Source organism: Gemmatirosa kalamazoonensis (assembly GCF_000522985.1).
GTDB classification, from domain to species: domain Bacteria; phylum Gemmatimonadota; class Gemmatimonadetes; order Gemmatimonadales; family Gemmatimonadaceae; genus Gemmatirosa; species Gemmatirosa kalamazoonensis.
Genome location: NZ_CP007128.1, coordinates 2,882,735 through 2,899,759 on the forward strand (window position 1 = coordinate 2,882,735; position 17,025 = coordinate 2,899,759).

12 protein-coding genes and 1 riboswitch are annotated in these 17,025 nt (G+C 71.0%); of the genes, 8 read left to right on the forward strand and 4 right to left on the reverse strand.

Translation table 11 applies throughout. The features are described 5' to 3' along the window. Window positions 1-96: 96 nt before the first annotated feature. Window positions 97-1,077 carry an exosortase/archaeosortase family protein gene (locus J421_RS12375; RefSeq protein ID WP_104022561.1) on the forward strand — a complete coding sequence of 327 codons (981 nt, stop codon included), beginning with the start codon at window positions 97-99 and terminating at the stop codon, window positions 1,075-1,077. Beyond that, window positions 1,070-1,747 (forward strand): exosortase C-terminal domain/associated protein EpsI, encoded by a 678-nt coding sequence (locus tag J421_RS12380; RefSeq protein ID WP_025411490.1) that lies wholly within the window; start codon window positions 1,070-1,072, stop codon window positions 1,745-1,747. The genes J421_RS12375 and J421_RS12380 overlap by 8 nt, the downstream gene beginning before the upstream one ends. A 36-nt stretch (window positions 1,748-1,783) precedes the next feature. Here J421_RS12380 and J421_RS12385 read toward each other — a convergent pair whose 3' ends face one another. From J421_RS12385 to J421_RS12395, 3 genes are read right to left on the reverse strand one after another with little or no spacing between them, the layout of a single operon-like run. Beyond that, the gene (locus tag J421_RS12385; RefSeq protein ID WP_025411491.1) at window positions 1,784-3,331 is read right to left on the reverse strand and encodes a lipopolysaccharide biosynthesis protein; all 1,548 of its coding nucleotides are present in this window, start codon (window positions 3,329-3,331) and stop codon (window positions 1,784-1,786) included. Between the two features lie 44 nt (window positions 3,332-3,375). Then, window positions 3,376-4,101, reverse strand: coding sequence for a class I SAM-dependent methyltransferase (locus tag J421_RS12390; RefSeq protein ID WP_025411492.1), 726 nt, complete (start codon window positions 4,099-4,101; stop codon window positions 3,376-3,378). A gap of 36 nt (window positions 4,102-4,137) precedes the next feature. Beyond that, the gene (locus J421_RS12395) at window positions 4,138-5,271 is read right to left on the reverse strand and encodes a glycosyltransferase family 4 protein (RefSeq protein WP_158508774.1); all 1,134 of its coding nucleotides are present in this window, start codon (window positions 5,269-5,271) and stop codon (window positions 4,138-4,140) included. Window positions 5,272-5,737: 466 nt separating this feature from the next. Between J421_RS12395 and wecB the strand changes: the two genes are divergently transcribed. From wecB to J421_RS12425, 6 genes are all read left to right on the forward strand, one after another. Further along, a complete protein-coding gene (wecB, locus tag J421_RS12400) occupies window positions 5,738-6,796 on the forward strand; it encodes a non-hydrolyzing UDP-N-acetylglucosamine 2-epimerase (RefSeq protein ID WP_025411494.1) in 1,059 nt (352 codons plus the stop codon). Continuing rightward, entirely contained in the window at window positions 6,793-8,262 is a 1,470-nt protein-coding gene (locus tag J421_RS12405) for a glycosyltransferase (protein ID WP_025411495.1), read from the forward strand. Before wecB ends, J421_RS12405 begins: the two co-directional genes overlap by 4 nt. A gap of 140 nt (window positions 8,263-8,402) precedes the next feature. Beyond that, window positions 8,403-8,502: riboswitch (cyclic di-GMP riboswitch) on the forward strand. Between the two features lie 21 nt (window positions 8,503-8,523). After that, window positions 8,524-11,031: an Ig-like domain-containing protein gene (locus tag J421_RS12410; protein ID WP_104022563.1), complete on the forward strand. Its 2,508-nt coding sequence runs from the start codon at window positions 8,524-8,526 to the stop codon at window positions 11,029-11,031. A 325-nt stretch (window positions 11,032-11,356) separates the two neighbouring features. After that, window positions 11,357-13,324 (forward strand): Ig-like domain-containing protein, encoded by a 1,968-nt coding sequence (locus J421_RS12415; protein WP_025411497.1) that lies wholly within the window; start codon window positions 11,357-11,359, stop codon window positions 13,322-13,324. A gap of 123 nt (window positions 13,325-13,447) precedes the next feature. Further along, entirely contained in the window at window positions 13,448-14,641 is a 1,194-nt protein-coding gene (locus tag J421_RS12420) for a glycosyltransferase (protein WP_104022564.1), read from the forward strand. A 35-nt stretch (window positions 14,642-14,676) separates the two neighbouring features. After that, complete coding sequence (locus J421_RS12425; RefSeq protein WP_025411499.1) at window positions 14,677-15,681, forward strand: glycosyltransferase family 2 protein; 1,005 nt, start codon at window positions 14,677-14,679, stop codon at window positions 15,679-15,681. On the opposite strand, the gene J421_RS12430 is transcribed toward J421_RS12425, so the two are convergent. Beyond that, window positions 15,610-16,965 carry an O-antigen ligase family protein gene (locus J421_RS12430; RefSeq protein ID WP_025411500.1) on the reverse strand — a complete coding sequence of 452 codons (1,356 nt, stop codon included), beginning with the start codon at window positions 16,963-16,965 and terminating at the stop codon, window positions 15,610-15,612. The two genes, J421_RS12425 and J421_RS12430, sit on opposite strands and share 72 nt — an antisense overlap. Window positions 16,966-17,025: the final 60 nt, after the last annotated feature.

Sequence of the window (17,025 nt, forward strand, 5' to 3'; positions counted from 1 at the left end):
TCCTCTGACGACAGCACGCTGAGCCTGGAGGCGCCGCCCGAGTCGGTGGGGGGCTCCGCGCTCACGTCGCCCGCGCCGCATGCGCCGCCCGCGCCCATGTCCGACCCCGCCCGCCCGCTCCCGATGACGGATGCCGCCGCCCCGCGGCCGGCCGACGCGACGCCGCTCGCGACGCCGCCCGCGGCGTCGCCGCGCCCGTTCTCGCTGCGTGGGATCCCGCCGATCCCGCTGCTGCTGTCGGCGGCGCTGTTCGCGGTGCTGTTCGAGCGGCCGTTCGAGCTTCTCGTGAAGGACTGGTGGAGCAACCCGGAGGCGGGACACGGCCTCCTGCTCGCGCCGCTCGCCGTGTACTTCGCGTGGAAGCTCGGCATCGCGCCCGACGCCCGGCCGAACCGCCTCGTCGGCGGGCTGCTGCTCCTCGCCGCGGTGTTCTTCCGCTATCTCTCCGACCTCGCCGCCGAGCTGTTCACGATGCGCGGGTCGATGATCATGGCGGCCGCCGGGCTCACGGTGTGGTACTTCGGCTTCCGTCAGCTCCTTCGCTGGTGGCTGCCGTTCGCGCTCATCGCGCTGTCGGTGCCGCTGCCCGAGCTGATCCTGAATCGCATCGCGCTGCCGCTGCAGTTCACCGCGTCGAAGATCGGCGCCGGGCTCCTCGCATGGCGCGACATCCCGGTGATGCTCACCGGCAACGTGATTCGCATTCCCGGGCACCAGCTCTTCGTCGCCGAGGCGTGCAGCGGTCTGCGGTCGCTCACCGCGCTCCTCAGCCTCGGTGTGCTGCTCGGCGCCATCACGCTCACGTACCCGATCAACCGGGTGCTGCTGCTGCTCATCTCGATCCCGGTCGCGATCGTGCTGAACGGAGTGCGCGTGTTCCTCACCGGCTTCCTGGTGTTCTTCGTCGACCCGGCGCTCGGCGAGGGGTTCATGCACATCACGGAAGGGTGGCTGATCTTCCTCGTGGCGTTCCTCATCCTCGGCGGCGTCGCGTGGGCGTTGCTCGCGCTGGAGCGGTTCGTCGCCAGCCGGCGCGCCGGTGCCATGTCGGACTCGAAGGCGGTCCTCGATGCGTGACGCGATGCGCTTCGCGCCGGCGGCGATCCTCGGCGTCGGCTGTGTCATGATCTCCGGCATGCGCACGCAGAAGCGTGTGCCGCCGCGCACGCACATGAGCGCCGTGCAGATATCGGCGCCGGGCTTCGCCTCGAAGGACACCGTGATCTCCGCCGACGAGCAGAAGATCGCCGGCATGAGCGACTACGTGCTCCGGCTGTTCGAGCGCGATTCGACCGACCTGGGGTTCAGCGTCTACATCGGCTACTACGACTACCAGGTTCAGGGGAAGACGATTCATTCCCCGAAGAACTGCCTCCCCGGCGCCGGCTGGGAGGCGCTCTCCGCGAGCGTGCAGCCCGTGCACGCCGGCGGCGCGACGTACCCGGTGAACCGGTACATGCTCGCCAACAAGGGGGCCCAGGCGCTCGTGTACTACTGGTACCAGGGGCGCGGCCGCGTCGAGGCGAACGAGTACAAGGTGAAGTACAACCTCCTCCACGACGCCGCGCTGTACGGGCGCACCGAGGAGGCGCTCGTGCGCGTCGTCGTCCCGATCGACATGCGCAAGCTGCAGCGCGACGGGCAGGCGGCGACGTACGCGGCGGCGGACTCGCTCGCGGGGCAGGTGGCGACGCAGCTGCTGCCCGCGGTCACGAAGGCGCTGCCGCCGTCGCCCGCTGGGAGCTGAGCGGCCCGACTCGTTAGGCCGTCCGCCGGGCCGCCCTCAGGCGGCCCCCGCGCGCAGGTTGCGCAGCACCCGCAGCACGCGCATCACGCGCTCGCGGTGCACGAGCCACGTCGCCGCGCCGAACGCCGTCGCGCCGACCGCGACTTCCAGCAGCGCGCGCGCCAGCAGCGACAGCTGCGCCGGGAGCAGCGCGCGCGCCGCGAGCACCACCACGCACATCACGAGTGTGCCGCTCACGGCCGGCCACAGCGCCCGTAGATACTCCGCGCGGCTCACGACGCCCGTCCGGAACAGGCAGTCGATCCCCCACCAGAACTGGAACGGATAGATCACCGTCCAGACCGTGGCGATGCCCACCGGACCCCACCGGCTGCCGAACCAGAAGCCGAGCGGAAAGACGATCGCCGACACGATGCCCTGCCACATGAGCATGCGCGTCTCGCCGACGACGGTCAGCACGTTGTTCAGCACCGGCCGCACCGTGCGGATCGCCGCGTACAGGCACAGCACCTGGACCACGGGCACCACGCCGACCCACTGCCGGCCGAACACCGCGGGTACGAGCTCGCGTGCCGTGAGGCCGATGCCGATCGACGCCGGGATCGAGAGGAGCGCGAGCCCCTCGGTGATCATGAGCAGGTAGCGCCGCAGCTGCGCGCGGTCGTCCTGCACGGCGGAGAAGAACGCCGGCGTGATCCCCCCGATCAGGGCCGTGATCTTGTCGACGGGGAGACTCGTCAGCGTCCAGCCGAACGTGTAGCCGCCTAACGCCACCTGCCCGAGCCGGCGGCCGGCGACGAAGAAGTCCGCGTTCGAGTACACGTACCACGAGAGGCGGCCGATCACCATGCGGTTGCTGAACGTCAGCACGTGCCGCAGCGGCTTCCACTGCGGCCACATGAACCGGTGCGACCGCAGCGTGAGCGTGAGCACCAGCACGACCGCGGTGGACGCGACCTGGCTCCACGCCAGCGCCCAGTAGCGGTAGCCCATCTCCGCGAGCGCGATCGCGACCGCGGCCGCGACGAACGCGCCCATCGAGTCCCGCACCGCGAGCTGGCGGAACTGCAGCTCCCGCTGCAGGAGCGCGAGCGGCACCGCACGCAGCGACGCGATCACGAACGTCGTGCCGAGCACGAACAGCACCGGCGGCAGGTTCGGTGCGTGGAAGTAGTGCCCTAGCGGGACCGCGAGCGCGCATGACAGCGCGAACGCCGCCACACCCGAGAGCACCGAGATCGTGTTGATCTGCGCCACCTCGTCGTCGGACAACCCGCGCAGGACGACGATCGCCGAGCCGAATCCGAGCTCGCTGACCATGGTGACGAAGCCCATGTACAGCGTCGCGTATCCGAGCAGACCGTAGTCCGACGGCGAGAGCAGGCGCGTGACGACGATCGTCGATGCCCACGTGACGAGCTGCATCAGCCACCGGCTCGCGGCGCTCCACGCGAGGCTGTGGAACAGCCGGCGGTCGAGGTGCTGCTGCGCACCGGCGTGCGCGCCGGCGCCGGGTGCTGGCGGGATCGGGGGCGACGCGGGGGTCGGGGCTGGCGGGAGTTCGACGGGAGCGGCGCGGTTCATCGAGAGGGAGACGGAGCGTGCGCGCGCCCGTGATCGAGCGGCATTCAGGTACGACGGGCGACGACCAGCGTGTGGAGGCCGGCGCCCGCCGCGAGCGACACGCGATCGACCGTCCGGAGCAGCCCGGCCGAAGCCAGCAGGCCGCGGAGGCGAGGCGAGTTGAGCAGACGGCGTACCCCGCGCGTCCCGTGTCGGCCGATCAGCGTCGTATGGCGCACCACCTCGAACCCGCAGGACGCGACGAGCGCCACCAGCTCCCTCCGGGGCAGCACGTGCTCGATGAGCTGATCGGAGAGCGGTGTGCTCGGCGTCTCGCTCGCTCGCACCGTGTCGGCGTTCGGCGTAGTGAGGACGAGCAGCCCACCCCGCCGCAACCCGTGCCGCGCGAGCGCGAGGTGCGCCCGCTGGTCCTCGAGGTGCTCGACCACCTCGTGGCTCACGATCACGTCGAAGCCCTCGCGCTCGGGCTGCCAGCTCCCGATATCGATCTGCGCGAACTCGGCGAATGGGAACCGAGCCCGCGCGGCCTCCACCGCCTCGCCGGAGAGCTCCACGCCGACCGTCGGACCGAATTGCGCGAGAATGGCCGTGAGCCATCCCGTGCCGCACCCCAGCTCGAGCATCCGCGGCTGGTGGAGGTCCGCCTCGCCGATCGCCTCCAGGATCGCCGCCGCCCGCTGCAGCTTCATGGCGTTCACGAAGCGCACGTCACGCCAGCGCGCGTCGTAGAAGTGGGTCTGCTCCTCGATCGACGGCGCAGCGTGGGACATGGCGGTGCGGGAGGAGGGGCGGCGGGGAGGGGACTCCTACGTCTTGGCGTCCGGCGCGATCTGCTCGTACATCGCCTCGTACCGGGACGCCATGTCGATCGGGTCGAACGCCGCCAGCGCGTGACGTCGGGCCGCCTTGCCGAACTGCACCCGCCGGGGCTCGTCCTCTAGTAGTGTCCGAAGGGCATCCGCGAAAGCCTTGACATCGCCGGCCGGCACCACGAAGCCGGTCTCGCCCGGCAGCAAGACTTCGCGCACCCCGCCGACGTCCATCGCCACGACCGGAACGCCGACGATCTGTGCCTCCATCGCCGCGAGGGGCATCCCCTCGTTGCGGCTCGGCAGGGCCAGGACGCGCGCGCGGTTGTAGTAGTCGAGGATCGCCGCACGGTCGATCCGCCCGTCGAAGCGGACCGCCTCCTCCAGTCCCGCGGCCCTGACCTGGCGGCGCAACTGCGCCTCCATCGTGCCGGCGCCGATGAGCACCAGCTTCGCCCGCGGCACGGCGGCGCGAACGATCTCGAACGCCTGGAGGAGCTGGTCGGGCCCCTTCACGTGCACGAGGTTGCCGGCGTACAGGACGTCGATGTCGCGCGCACGGCTCGGCTCCGGCTCGCGCGCCGCCGACGCATCCCAGACGGAGAGCGGCACGGCGTTGCGGATCACCTGCGACTTCTTCGCCGCCTCTGGCGACAGCTCGGCGAGCGTGGCTCCGAGCCCGGCCGAGACTGTCGTGATCCGTACCGCCGAGCGAATCAGCCGGCGGATCACGCCGCCGATCTCCGGCGAGTCGAAGTGGACGTTCACCTCGCTGCCACGGAACGTCACGACGATCGGAATCCCGTAGCGCTCCGCCGCGCGGCGAATCTCGTCGTAGCTCTCCGCGCAGTACTGGAAGTGCACCAGGCGCAGCCCGTAGCGGTGGATCAGGGTCCACAGCACGAGACTGATGAACCGCCGCTTGACCCAGTTGCCCACCAGCGCACGCAGGAGACGTCCCGGGGTCCGCAGCGGCGTCGTCGAGAGCAACGGGGTCATCGACAGCGAGATCACCCGCTCGCCGACGGCGCCTCGCCTGATCGACACGAGGCTCGACGCGGACTCCATCTGCAGGACGACCACCGGAACACCGATGCGTCGCAGCGCCGCCACCGTGCTCGCGGCGCTCACCGCGACGCCGCCCAGGTTCCCCCCGTACCAGGGCGTCACGAGCAGGATCGGGCGCTTCAGGAACGGCGTCGGAGCGGGTTCAGGGCGTGATCCGGGGCGCGGCACGATCGACCCGGCGTCCTGCGGTGCCGCGCGGGGGGCCCCAGGGGCCGGTCGTGGTGCGGGGTCCGTTGGGAGTGGAGAGGCCACGTCGAGCTTGGAGTCAGGTCCTCGCCGCACGACGACGCCCCCGGCGTTCGCACGGACCATCCGCCACCGGACCGATTGTCGAATGGCGGGTGAGAACAATGTATTCGTCGCCATCCGCGCCGTGAGACGGTCGCCACAAATTCACGGCAGTGTCATGCAGGGTGCGTGATCGCGCGCGACCTGCCGAGACTTGACCCGTATCGGCGGTCCGACGAAGGTTTCGGGCTGCCTCCCCCCATCCGTCGGGCGCGGCGCGCCCGGATCGTCTCTCGCACTCATGAACATCCTTCACGTCGTCGGCGCTCGGCCGAACTTCCCGAAGCTCGCTCCGGTGCACCGCGCCGCCAAGGCTCAGGGCATCGAGCAGCTCGTGGTGCACACCGGCCAGCACTACGACGCCGCGCTCTCGGAGGACTTCTTCCGCGACCTCGGCATCCCCGCGCCCGACGTGAACCTCACGGTGGGCTCGGGCACGCACGCGGCGCAGACGGCGCGCATCATGGAGCGCATCGAGCCGGTGCTCGAGGAGCGGCGCCCGGACTGGGTCGTGGTCTACGGCGACGTGAACTCGACGATGGCGGCGGCGATCGTCGCGTCCAAGCTGCACCTGCGAGTGGCACACGTTGAGGCGGGGCTGCGGAGCCACGACCGCACGATGCCGGAGGAGATCAACCGCCTCGTCACCGACCGCCTCGCGGATCTCCTGCTGACTCCCTCGCGCGATGCCGACGAGCAGCTGCTGCGGGAAGGGGAGCCCGAGTCGGAGATCGCGTTCGTCGGCAACGTGATGGTGGACAGCCTGTTCTACGCGCTGCCCGCGGCCCGCGCGACGCGCTTCCGCCAGTCGCTCGGCGCCGACGGCTCGCACGTCGTCGTCACGCTGCACCGGCCGTCGAACGTCGACACGCCGGAGCGTCTGCGCGCGGTCGTCGACGTGCTGGCCGAGATCGCGCGCGAGCGGCCCGTGTACTTCCCGGCGCACCCGCGTACGCGGGAGCGGTTGACGCGCTTTGGGCTCGATGCCGGCGGCGTGCGACTCCTCGACCCCGTATCGTACTTCGAGATGCTCGACCTCGTGGAGGGCGCGCACGCGGTGGTGACCGACTCCGGCGGCCTGCAGGAGGAGACGACGGCGCTCGGCGTGCCGTGCTTCACCGTGCGGCAGAACACCGAGCGGCCGGTGACGATCACCGAGGGGACGAACCGGCTGACGCCCGACCCCGCGCCGCTCGCCGCTCTCGTGCGGGCCGCGAAGCGCCCCGCCGTGCCGCGGCGTCCCGAGGGGTGGGACGGCTGTGCAGGGGTGCGCGCGGTCGCGGCGCTCGCCGCGCGATGAGCGCGGCGAGGAGCGACGACGCGCCGGTGCCGTTCCACCACACCGCGGAGCCGCCGTCGCCGTTCGCCCGGCGCATCCTTCTCGTGAGCCCGCACTTCCCGCCATCGACGACGGTGGGCGGGCTCCGCTGGCAGAAGATGTCACAGGTGGCGGCCGAGTGGGGGTGGGGCACCGACGTCGTGTGCAACGACCCGGCGACCCTCGACGACACGGATGTCGCGCGACTGCGCGATCTGCCGCCTGGCATGCGGCTCTTCGGCGTGCCGCACTCGAGGGCGGTCGGCTTGCGCGCGCTCGACGCGCTCCTGCGCGTGACCCGGGGCCTGCGCGTTCCCGCGCGGCCGCGCGGCCGCGCGGTGGGGGCGGCGGCCGGCGCCATGCCTGACGGCGCGCGGGCGCCGGGCGGCGGCACGCCGGGCAGCGTCGCGCGCGACGAGGCGCGCCGCCTCCGCCTGTCGTCGCGGGAGCTGTTCCGCAACGTCACGTCGCTGCAGTGGATCGGCGGCGAGCTGCGCTGGGCGTCGACCGCGACTGCGTTAGGCAGTCGGCTGCTCGACGCGCGTCACCACGTGGTGGTGTCGTCCGGACCGCCGCACTTCGCGCATGTGGCGGCGCGCCGGATCGCCCGGCGCGCCAGGCTGCCGCACGTCGTCGACATGCGCGATCCGTGGCTCCTCGGGGAGCGCGTCGCGGTCGGCCTCGCGAGCCCCACGTACTTTCGCGTCACGGAGCAGTTCGAGCGGCGCGTGATGGACGACGCGGCGCTCATCGTCTGCAACACCGAGCTCGCGGCGCGTGCGATGCGCGCCGCGTACCCAAGGCGCGCCGATCGCATCGTCACCGTGATGAACGGCAGCGACGCGGAGGATCGTCCGAGCGTCGCGCGCGATCCACGCTTCCTGGTCGCGTACACCGGCGCAATCTACTTCGACCGCGACCCGCGGCTGCTGTTCCGCGCCTCCGCGCAGGTGATCGCGGAGCTCGGGCTCACGCCCGCGGAGTTCGGCCTGGAGCTCATGGGCCCGGTCGACGTGTTGTCGCCGCCGGTCGTTGCGCTCGCGCAACAGGAGGGCGTCGAGCCGTTCGTGCGCTATCACCCGCCGGGCCCGCGCTCGGCGGCGGCGCGGCTGCTCGCGAGCGCGTCGCTGCTCGTGTCGCTCCCGCAGGATACCGAGACCGCCGTGCCGTCGAAGGTATTCGAGTACGCGACGTACGATGCGTGGCTGCTCGCGCTCGCGCGTCGCGACAGCGCCACGGCGCTCGTGCTCGAGGGCTCCAGCGCCGATGTCGTGGCGCCCGACGACGTTGCGGGAATCGCGCAGGTCATTCGTCGTCATGTGTTGCAGTACCGCAACGGTGAGCGCCCCGTCGCCGTCGGCGCCGATGGACGCTTCAGCCGCCGACGACAGGCGGTCACGCTGCTGGAGCACGTCGACCGCCTAACGGCAATTTCACGAGAGTCGTGACGGTGTACGCGTGACTCCCGTCACGCGTCTCTCGTCTGTTGGATGCGCGCGGACGGCCCGGCATCATCGGTACGTCCCACCTCCCGCCGCCTTCCCGCCGCCGCGCGCAACGTAGGTCGGATCTCCTGGTGACGGAGATCGGCTGACAACGGCAAACCCGGTGAAAACCGGGGACGCAAAGCTACGAGGCTACCGCACGCCGGACTCGCTCCAGCGTGCCACGCCAGTCGAGCCGCCAAACGATCCACCCCGGAGTACTAGATGTCCCCCACCCTCCCTCGTGCCCCGCGGGGCACCTGGGCCGCGGCGGCGTCGCTGTTGGTTCTGGTCGGCGCCTGCGACTCCCCGTCCACCGCGCCCTCCGATCTGGTCCCGCAGGCTCCGAATCGCGAGTCCGGTACCGGCGCGACCGTCAAATGGCTCGGCCTCTCCGCCAGCACCACGCGCCTCGTCGTGGGCAAGAGCTTCCGTTACGTCGCCCTCGCCCTAAATCCGAGCGGGCAGCAGATCACGCCCGTCCCCGCGTTCGTCTGGTCCTCGTCGCGCGCCGACGTCGCGACCATCGACTCCACGGGCCTCGCGCGCGCGCTCAAGCCCGGCCAGGTGTCGATTGTCGTCCGCCAGCGCAACGACACGCTCGGAGCGCAGACGGGCGTCGTGCTCAACGTCGTCGACGCCGTGGCCGGCAACACCGTCGCGCTCAAGGTCTCGCCGACGACCGCGAAGGTCGCCGTCGGCGGCACGACGCAGCTCACGCCGACGCCCGTCGATGCGCAGGGCAAGGCGATCACGGGCCGCACGTTCTCGTACAGCGCGCTGAAGACGGCGATCGCCACCGTCACCTCGGCCGGCGTCGTGAAGGGCGTCGCGAACGGGACCACGACGGTGAAGGTCTCGTGCGACGGCCTAACGGTCTCGGTGCCGGTGGAAGTCGGCACGGCGTCGACGTCGTCGACGACGTCGTCGACTTCGACCTCCACGACCACGACCACCACCACCTCGCCCACGACGACGGCGAGCACGCCGACGGCGCCGACCGGCACGTCCACGAGCACGCCGGTCGTAGCGACCGTCACGGTGTCGCCGGCGAAGCTCACCGTGCAGGCGGGCAGCTCGCAGCTCCTCGTCGCGTCGACGCTCGCCGCGAACGGCACTGCCGTCGCCGGCACGACCGTCACGTGGTCGAGCAGCGCGCCTAACGTCGCGACCGTGGCCAGCGATGGCCGCGTGACGGGCGTCGCCGCCGGCACCGCGAACGTCGTCGCCACCGCCGGCACCGTAAAGGCGACCGTGCCGGTGACGGTCACCGCGGCGGCCCTCCCCATGGGCACGCAGGTGACGCTCGCGGTCCAGCGCTTTGACGGCGGCAGCGGCCCGGTGATGGTCTCGAACGGCATCCCGCTCACGCGCGGGATGGTCACCGTGGCGAACCTCGCGCAGGTGCACGTCGTCGTGAACGGTGTCGAGCAGCGTGTATATGTGCGGCCGCTGTACGGCCGGCACAGCGACGGCTCGCTCCGCGCGCTGTTCGTGCAGTTCGACTACAACATCCCGAACGCGGCGCCCATCGCGGCGACGCTCGTCGTCGGCGGCGGCTCTCGCACGCAGCCCGACCTCGCGGCGCGCCCCGCGAAGCAGGTTCCGGCGGCGGCCGCGCTCCCGACGGACGCCACGTACCTCGTGTCCACGCGTTGGACCGGTGTCACGTACGCGGCGAAGAGCTTGACGCCGATGTCGCTCGCGCCGCAGTACGAGAGCGACTACGCGCGCCTCGAGGCCGCCGACTGGTCGGCGTGCGGGCCCAAGTTCGACTGCGGCCGGACGGCGGGCTACGACCGCGCGTACATCCTGTATCAGGCGTGGCAGCGCAGCGGTAATCCCACGTACTGGTATCACGCGACCGCCGCCGCTGCCGACTACCTCAACGGGTACGTCATCCCGAACGGCGGCCCGACGGCGTGGTGGAGTCAGACCGAGGGCGTCGCCGTGCACTACTGGGCGACCGGCGACGAGATGAGTCGCTATCAGCTGCGCAAGATGGCCGAGATGCTCGCGTGGATGGTCCGCCCCGGTTTCTCGGCCTACATCGGCGGCACGTACGGCGACGATCGCTTCCGGGCCAAGGCGATGATGGCGGCACTCGACGCCGCCATGCTGGAGATCTCCACGCAGCCCGCCGACGCCGCGAACTACTACAAGTCAATGGGCGCGGCGAACACCTACTACGCGTCGTACCTGACGCCGTCGACGCTGGGCACGTGGGTGACCGCGGTGCTCGGCACCCAGCGAAAGAACGGCCAGTTCGGTGGCCGGTACTACAGCGCCGGCACGTGGAGCGCGGATTCCGGCGGCCAGTCGAACTACATGGTCGGCATGCTGCTCTCGGCGCTCATTCGCTACTACGACGAGGTCAGCCCCGACTCGCGTATCCCGGCGGCGGTAAAGAAGTGCATCGACGATATGTGGGCGCGCGAGTGGGAGCCGTCGCAGCTGGCGTTCGAGTATCACAGCCTCCGCGGCACCGACGAGGGGGCGACCACGCCGGCGCGCCCGAACCCGGAACCGGGGCTGAACGGCTTCATGGCGTACCCGTTCGCGTGGTACGCGCGGGTGGCCGGCGGTGCGACGTACGACGCACGGGTCGACCAGATCCTGACGGGTCTCGCGCAGTCCGTGAGCCGCAACTGGTGGGCGGCGTCGGGCAAGGCGTTCGACGAGGCGTTCGCGCACCTGTTCAACACCTTCGCGTTCCGCGCGGGGCTGCACTGAGGCGCGTCACCTGACGTGCTGACGTCCTGACGTCGGGACGTCGGCTGGACGCGGGGCCGGTGTGCATCGATGCACACCGGCCCCGCGTCTCTTTCGGCGCACGGCTGCCCCGAACCGGAATGTGCGCTATCTTGTGCTGTAGATCACGCGCTTTCGTTACGCCCGGGTTCGATTCAGAGTCGCTCACGCGATCGTGATCGCGAAAGCCCTCAGCTCGGCCTCCCAGCCCCTGGGAGCCGACCGTCGCGCCCGGACGGATCGGCTCTCGCCTTCCGGGGCACCGATCGAACCGCCTGTACGCGGCTTCGTCTCTGCAGCCCGGATCATGCCCCTGTCGGAGTCTCGCCTGCTGATCGCCGCGCCCATCGCCGTGTGCATCGCGCTCGCCGCGGCATGCGACTCGACACCGACCGCGCTCGCCGCGCGCGCCGTGCCGTCCCGGCTCACGCTGGCCTCGGCGAGCCGTCTCGAGCTCACGTTCCTCGCCGGCGACGTCGACACCACCACCTGGACGGTCCGGCTCGGCGGTGCGGCGAACTTCGCCGCCGTCGCCTACGATAGCAGCAACAACAAGTTCGCCGTGTCCGGGGCGGTGTATCACAGCTCCGACGACTCGGTGCTCGCCGTCGACTCGACGACCGGGCAGCTGCTCGCCGTGCACCTCGGCGCCGCCTCGGTCGTCGCCACCGTGAACGGGATCTCGGGGTCGAGCCCGGTGATCACCGTGGTCGACACGGTCGCGCCGCCGCCCGACTCGACGCCCGCACCGCCGGATTCGACACCCGCGCCGCCGGACTCGACCGCGACGCCCCCTCAGCCATCCCCCGACTCCACGTTCGTCGCCCCGGGTAGTGGGCAGGTCGCGCTGATGGTGCAGCGCTTCGATGGCGGGAGCGGAGTCGTGACGGTCTCGAACGGCATCCCCCTCACGAAGGGCCTCGCGAACGAGTCGAACCTCGGGCAGTTCCACGTGCGCGTGAATGGCGCCGAGCAGGCCGTATACGTGCGGCCGCTCGCCGGCCACTTCAAGGACGGCTCGCTGCGCGCCGTCCTCGTGCAGTTCGACTACGACGTCCCGGCGAGCGGTGCGATCCCGGCCACGCTCGTGATCGGCGGCGGGCCGCGTACGCAGCCCGACCTTGCGGCGCGTCCCACGCAGCAGGTGCCCGCGGCGGCCGCGCTCCCGACAGACCCGAACTACCTCGCGGCGAGCCGGTGGGGTGGTGTGCTGTACGCCGCGCGCCCTCCCGCGCCGTCGGTGCTCGCCGCGCAGTTCGATGCGGACTATGCCCGTCTCGAGGCCGCCGACTGGTCCAAGTGCGGGCCCCGGTGGGGATGTAACCGGACGGCGGGCTACGACCGCGCGTACATCCTGTACCAGGCGTGGCAGCGCACTGCGAATCCCACGTACTGGTATCACGCGACCGCCGCGGCCGCCGACTACGTGAAGGGCTATATCGTGCCGAGCGGGGCGCCGACGGCGTGGTGGGCCCAGTCCGAGGGTATGGCGGTGCACTACTGGGCGACCGGCGACGAGATGAGCCGCTACCAGCTGCGCAAGATGGCGGAGATGCTCGCCTGGATGGTCCGCCCCGGCTTCTCGGCCTACATCGGCGGCACGTACGGCGACGATCGCTTCCGCGCCAAGGCCATGATGGCGGCGCTCGACGCGGCGATGCTCGAGATCTCCACGCAGCCCGCCGACGCGGGGAACTACTACAAGTCGGTCGGCGCGGCGAACACCTACTACGCGTCGTACCTCACGCCGTCGACGCTGGGCACGTGGGTGACCGCGGTGCTCGGCACCCAGCGGACGGACGGGCAGTTCGGCGGCCGCTACTACAGCTACGGCACGTGGAGCCCGGATTCGGGCGGCCAGTCGAACTACATGGTCGGCATGCTGCTCTCGGCGCTCATCCGCTACTACGAGGAGGTCACGCCGGACCCGCGTATCCCGGATGCGGTCAAGAAGTGCATCGACGACATGTGGACGCGCGAGTGGGAGCCGTCGCAGCTGGCGTTCGAGTATCACAGCCTCCGCGGCACCGACGAAGGCGCGAAGGTCGCCGCGCATCCGAACCCGGAGCCCGGGCTGAACGGGTTCATGGCGCATCCCTTCGCCTGGTACGCGCGCGTGACGGGGGACGGCAGCTACGACGCGAAGGTCGATCAGATTCTCGCTGGTCTCGCGCAGCCGGTCAGCCGCAACTGGTGGGCGAGCTCGCCGAAGGCGTTCGACGAGGCCTTCTCGCACCTCTTCAACACGCTCGCCTATCGTGCCGGGTTACGCTGAAACCACCTCGGTCGTAGGATAGGTGCAGCTATCGCTCGATCCGCGGGGCTGGCGCCCACTGTGCGCCAGCCCCGCGCTCGCTCCCGCCCCGGCGGGCGCAGCGCGATCCAACTCGGTCCGTTGATGCTCCTTCTTGCTCTCGGGTTGGCCGCCATTCCGGCCGCCGTGCTGCTCTTCGTGCTCGCCGGCTACCCGCTCCTGGTCCGTCTGCGCGCGACCGGACGCCAGGCGCCGTCCGACGTCGCGATCGCGCGCGCGAAGGTCGAGCCGGCCGCGGAGCTGCCCGAAATCTCGGTCGTCGTCGCCACGCGGGATGCGCCGCAGGTGGTGGCTGCCCGCGTGCGAAACCTCCGCGCCTCCGCCTATCCGGCCGATCGGATGGAGGTCGTGGTGTCCGTCGACGCCCGTGCCGCGGAGCCGCTCTCGGCGTACGTGGACGCCGTGAACGGACAGGCGACCGTCGTCCGAGGCGACGAGCCGGGCGGGAAGGCGGCCGGGCTGAATGCCGGGGTGCGTGCGGCGCGCGGCTCCGTCCTCGTCTTCGCGGACTCGCAGCAGTCCTTCTCGCCGAACACGATCACCGACCTCGTCACCGGTCTCCGCGGTGAGGGGGTCGGTGCCGTCGGCGGCCGCATCGTCTCGGCGAAGGACGATCCGCTGATGGATCGGTACTGGGAATACGAGGTCGCCATCCGCCGCCGGCAGGCTGCGATCCACAGCATCATCTGCGTCTCCGGGGCCGTCTACGCGCTCCGCCGGGAGCTCTGGCGGCCCATGCCGCCGGCACTGATCTGCGACGACCTGTTCGTGACGCAGGGCCTCGTGTTGCGCGGGTGGCGCGTCGGGTTCTGCGAGACGGCGCGCGCCGAGGACCCGCGAGAGTTCACCCGGCAGCAGCACTTCGACCGGAAGGTCCGCACGCTCACGGGCCTCATCCAACTCTGCGTGTGGGAGCCGGCCGTGCTGCTGCCGTGGCGCAACGCGATGTGGATCGACTTCGCCATCCACAAGCTCACGCGCATCATCATCCCGTACCTGGCGTTGCTGTCGCTCGTCGGCATCGCGTGGACGGCGTACCTCGTGCTCGGCGGGCTGGTGGTGCTCGCGGCGGCCGTGGTGACGGCGCTGGTCGCCGCGCTCGTGCTGCTGCGCCGCCCCGCGCTCGGCACGTCCGCGCTGTGGGCGGGGCGGCTGTTCATGGTGCCCCTCATCGCGACCGCGAACGCACTTCGCGGCCGCTGGCATGTCTGGGCGTCGCACGCGGCGCGCGAGGCGGACACGAGGCCGCCGGCGCCCGCGGCGAGGACGCTCAGCTGAGCGTCGCGGCGCCGCTCGCCACTCCGCAGCCCCTCATGCCCGCGTCTTCGCCGCGCATCACGGTCGTCGTTCCCGTGTTCAACAAGCGGGCACTGCTCGAGCCGACTCTCGAGGCGCTGTTCCGCGCCGCCGAGCGTCGCGACGACGTCGAGGTCGTGCTGGTCGACAACGGGTCGACCGACGGCGCGTTCGACCTCGTCCAGGCACACGCGGGCCGTGCCGTCGTCCACCAGATGCGCGGTACGATCTCGGCGCTGCGCAACTGGGGCGCTCGGCGGGGGCGTGGCGAGCTGCTCTCGTTCATCGACTCCGACGTCGTCGTCCCGGAGGACTACTTCGACCGTCTGGTGGCCGTCTTCGCCGAAGGGCGCGCGCGGGCGGTCGGCTGCGAGTACCACCTCCCGGACCACCCGGCCGTGATCGAGCGGGTGTGGCACGAGCTGACCGTGCGTGAAGACGACGCGTTCCGGCACTACCTGAACGCCGGCAATTTCGCGATCACGCGCGCGCTGTTCGAGCGGGTCGGCGGATTTCCCGAGCATCTCGTGACGGGCGAGGACGTCGAGCTCTGCGCCGCCGTGCGCGCGTCGGGGGAGCCGATCTATCAGAGCCAGGCGCTCGCCGCGCAGCACCTCGGCAACGCGAAGACGGTCGGCGCGTTCTACCGACGGCTTCGGTGGCACGCCCAGGGGATCAGCGACGGTCGGCGCGTGAACCTCTCGCAGAAGCCGACGATCATGATGCTCGTGAACGTCGGCCTGCTCGCGCTCGCGCTCCTCGTGGCCGTGCTCCCGCTCCCGCTGAGCGGCGCAGCGCGGGTCGGAGTGAGCGCCGCGCTGCTGCTGTTCGTGCCGCTGCTGACGTACGCGTTCCGTGTCGCGCAGGTGCGCCGACTCGTGAACCTTCCGGTTGCCCTGCTCCTCGTCGAGCTGTTCTACGCCGCCCGCTTCGCCGCGATGGTCGACGCGCTACGGACGATGCGGCGGAATCGCCGCGTGACGGGGCCGAAAGGCCGGTCGGCCGCGACCCAGGACGCGTGACGGCGCCTGGGCGACGGGGCGCGGCAGCGCGCTCGTCGCGCCGGCCATCTCCGCCGCGCGGACGCGACGAGCCAGCGCGCACAGCCCGACCGCATAGAACAGCAGGTACGAGTAGGCGTGCGACAGGAAGAACGCCGCCGTGGCGAAGGAGATGAGCGCTGCGAGGATCTCCGGCCGGTGCAGCTTCGTCGGCCCCCGGCTGCGCGGTCGGTACAGCGGCAGCGCGTCTCGCGCCGCGCGATAGAGCATGTACAGCAGGCCGCCGATGCCGAAGATCCCTACCTCCACCATCGCCTGGACGTAGGTGTTGTGCGCGGTCAGCCAGCTCCCGGGAATGCCCATCTGCGTGAGCGCGGCGCCGTCGCGGACCGGGAAGTTGTTCGGCCCGACGCCGAGGATCGGGCTTTCGGCGAAGTAGCCGAGGCCGCGCTTCCAGATCTCGATGCGTCCCTGGTGCGAGGTGTAGGTGTAATCCTGCTCGATCGTGAACAGGGACATCGTTCGGACGCGGAACGTGCGCGGCCCGAACGTCCACGCGGCCGGAAGCGCGATGCCGAGAGCGAGCACGAGCACGACGAACCGACGGATGTTCTGACCGAGGAGCAGCACCGACGTCGCCAGCGCGAAAGCCACGACGCCGCCGCGCGATCCGGTCTTCACGAAGACCACGAACATGATCGTGAGGCAGCCCAGGGCAGCGAGCCGCCACCGGCCTCGCGTCCGCATCGCCATGCCGATGGCGAGCAGCATGAGCATGCTCATCATCGATGCGAGGTCGTTCGAGTCGTAGCTGCCGTACGTGCTGAGCCGCGCGCCGCCGACGACGTCGAAGCGCGTGCGCGCGATCAAGGCGGTGTACGCGGCGAACACGCCGCCGAAGATCACGGTCCAGTTCATGAGCCGATCGAGATCCTGTCGCTTCGGCTGCACGAGCAACATCACGACGGTGAGCGCGATCAGGTACGGCAGCGCGTTGACCGTCGGCATCGAGCCGCCGCGCCACAGCCCGAACGGCACGTTCAGGCAGATGATGACGCAGTAGAAGAGCGTCGCGCGCAGCTGCCGGTCCCGCAGGGCCGTGTTCCACGCCTTCCCGGGTGTGCGCACCAGCAGCACGCTGACCGACGCGAACACGCCGAGCACCGCGGGATGCAGCGCCGCGAGCGGCGCATACACCTCGAGCAGTCGAATGACGAGGATGACCGTGAGCGCGGTCGCGGCCATCCACGCCTTCTCCCAGTACAGCTTCACGTCGGCGGCGGCCGCGGCGGATGCGATCGCCACGGGTGGCGGCCGGAGAGCTTGGCGCGGCTGGGCGTTCGCAGGAAGCATCGATTCGGTGAA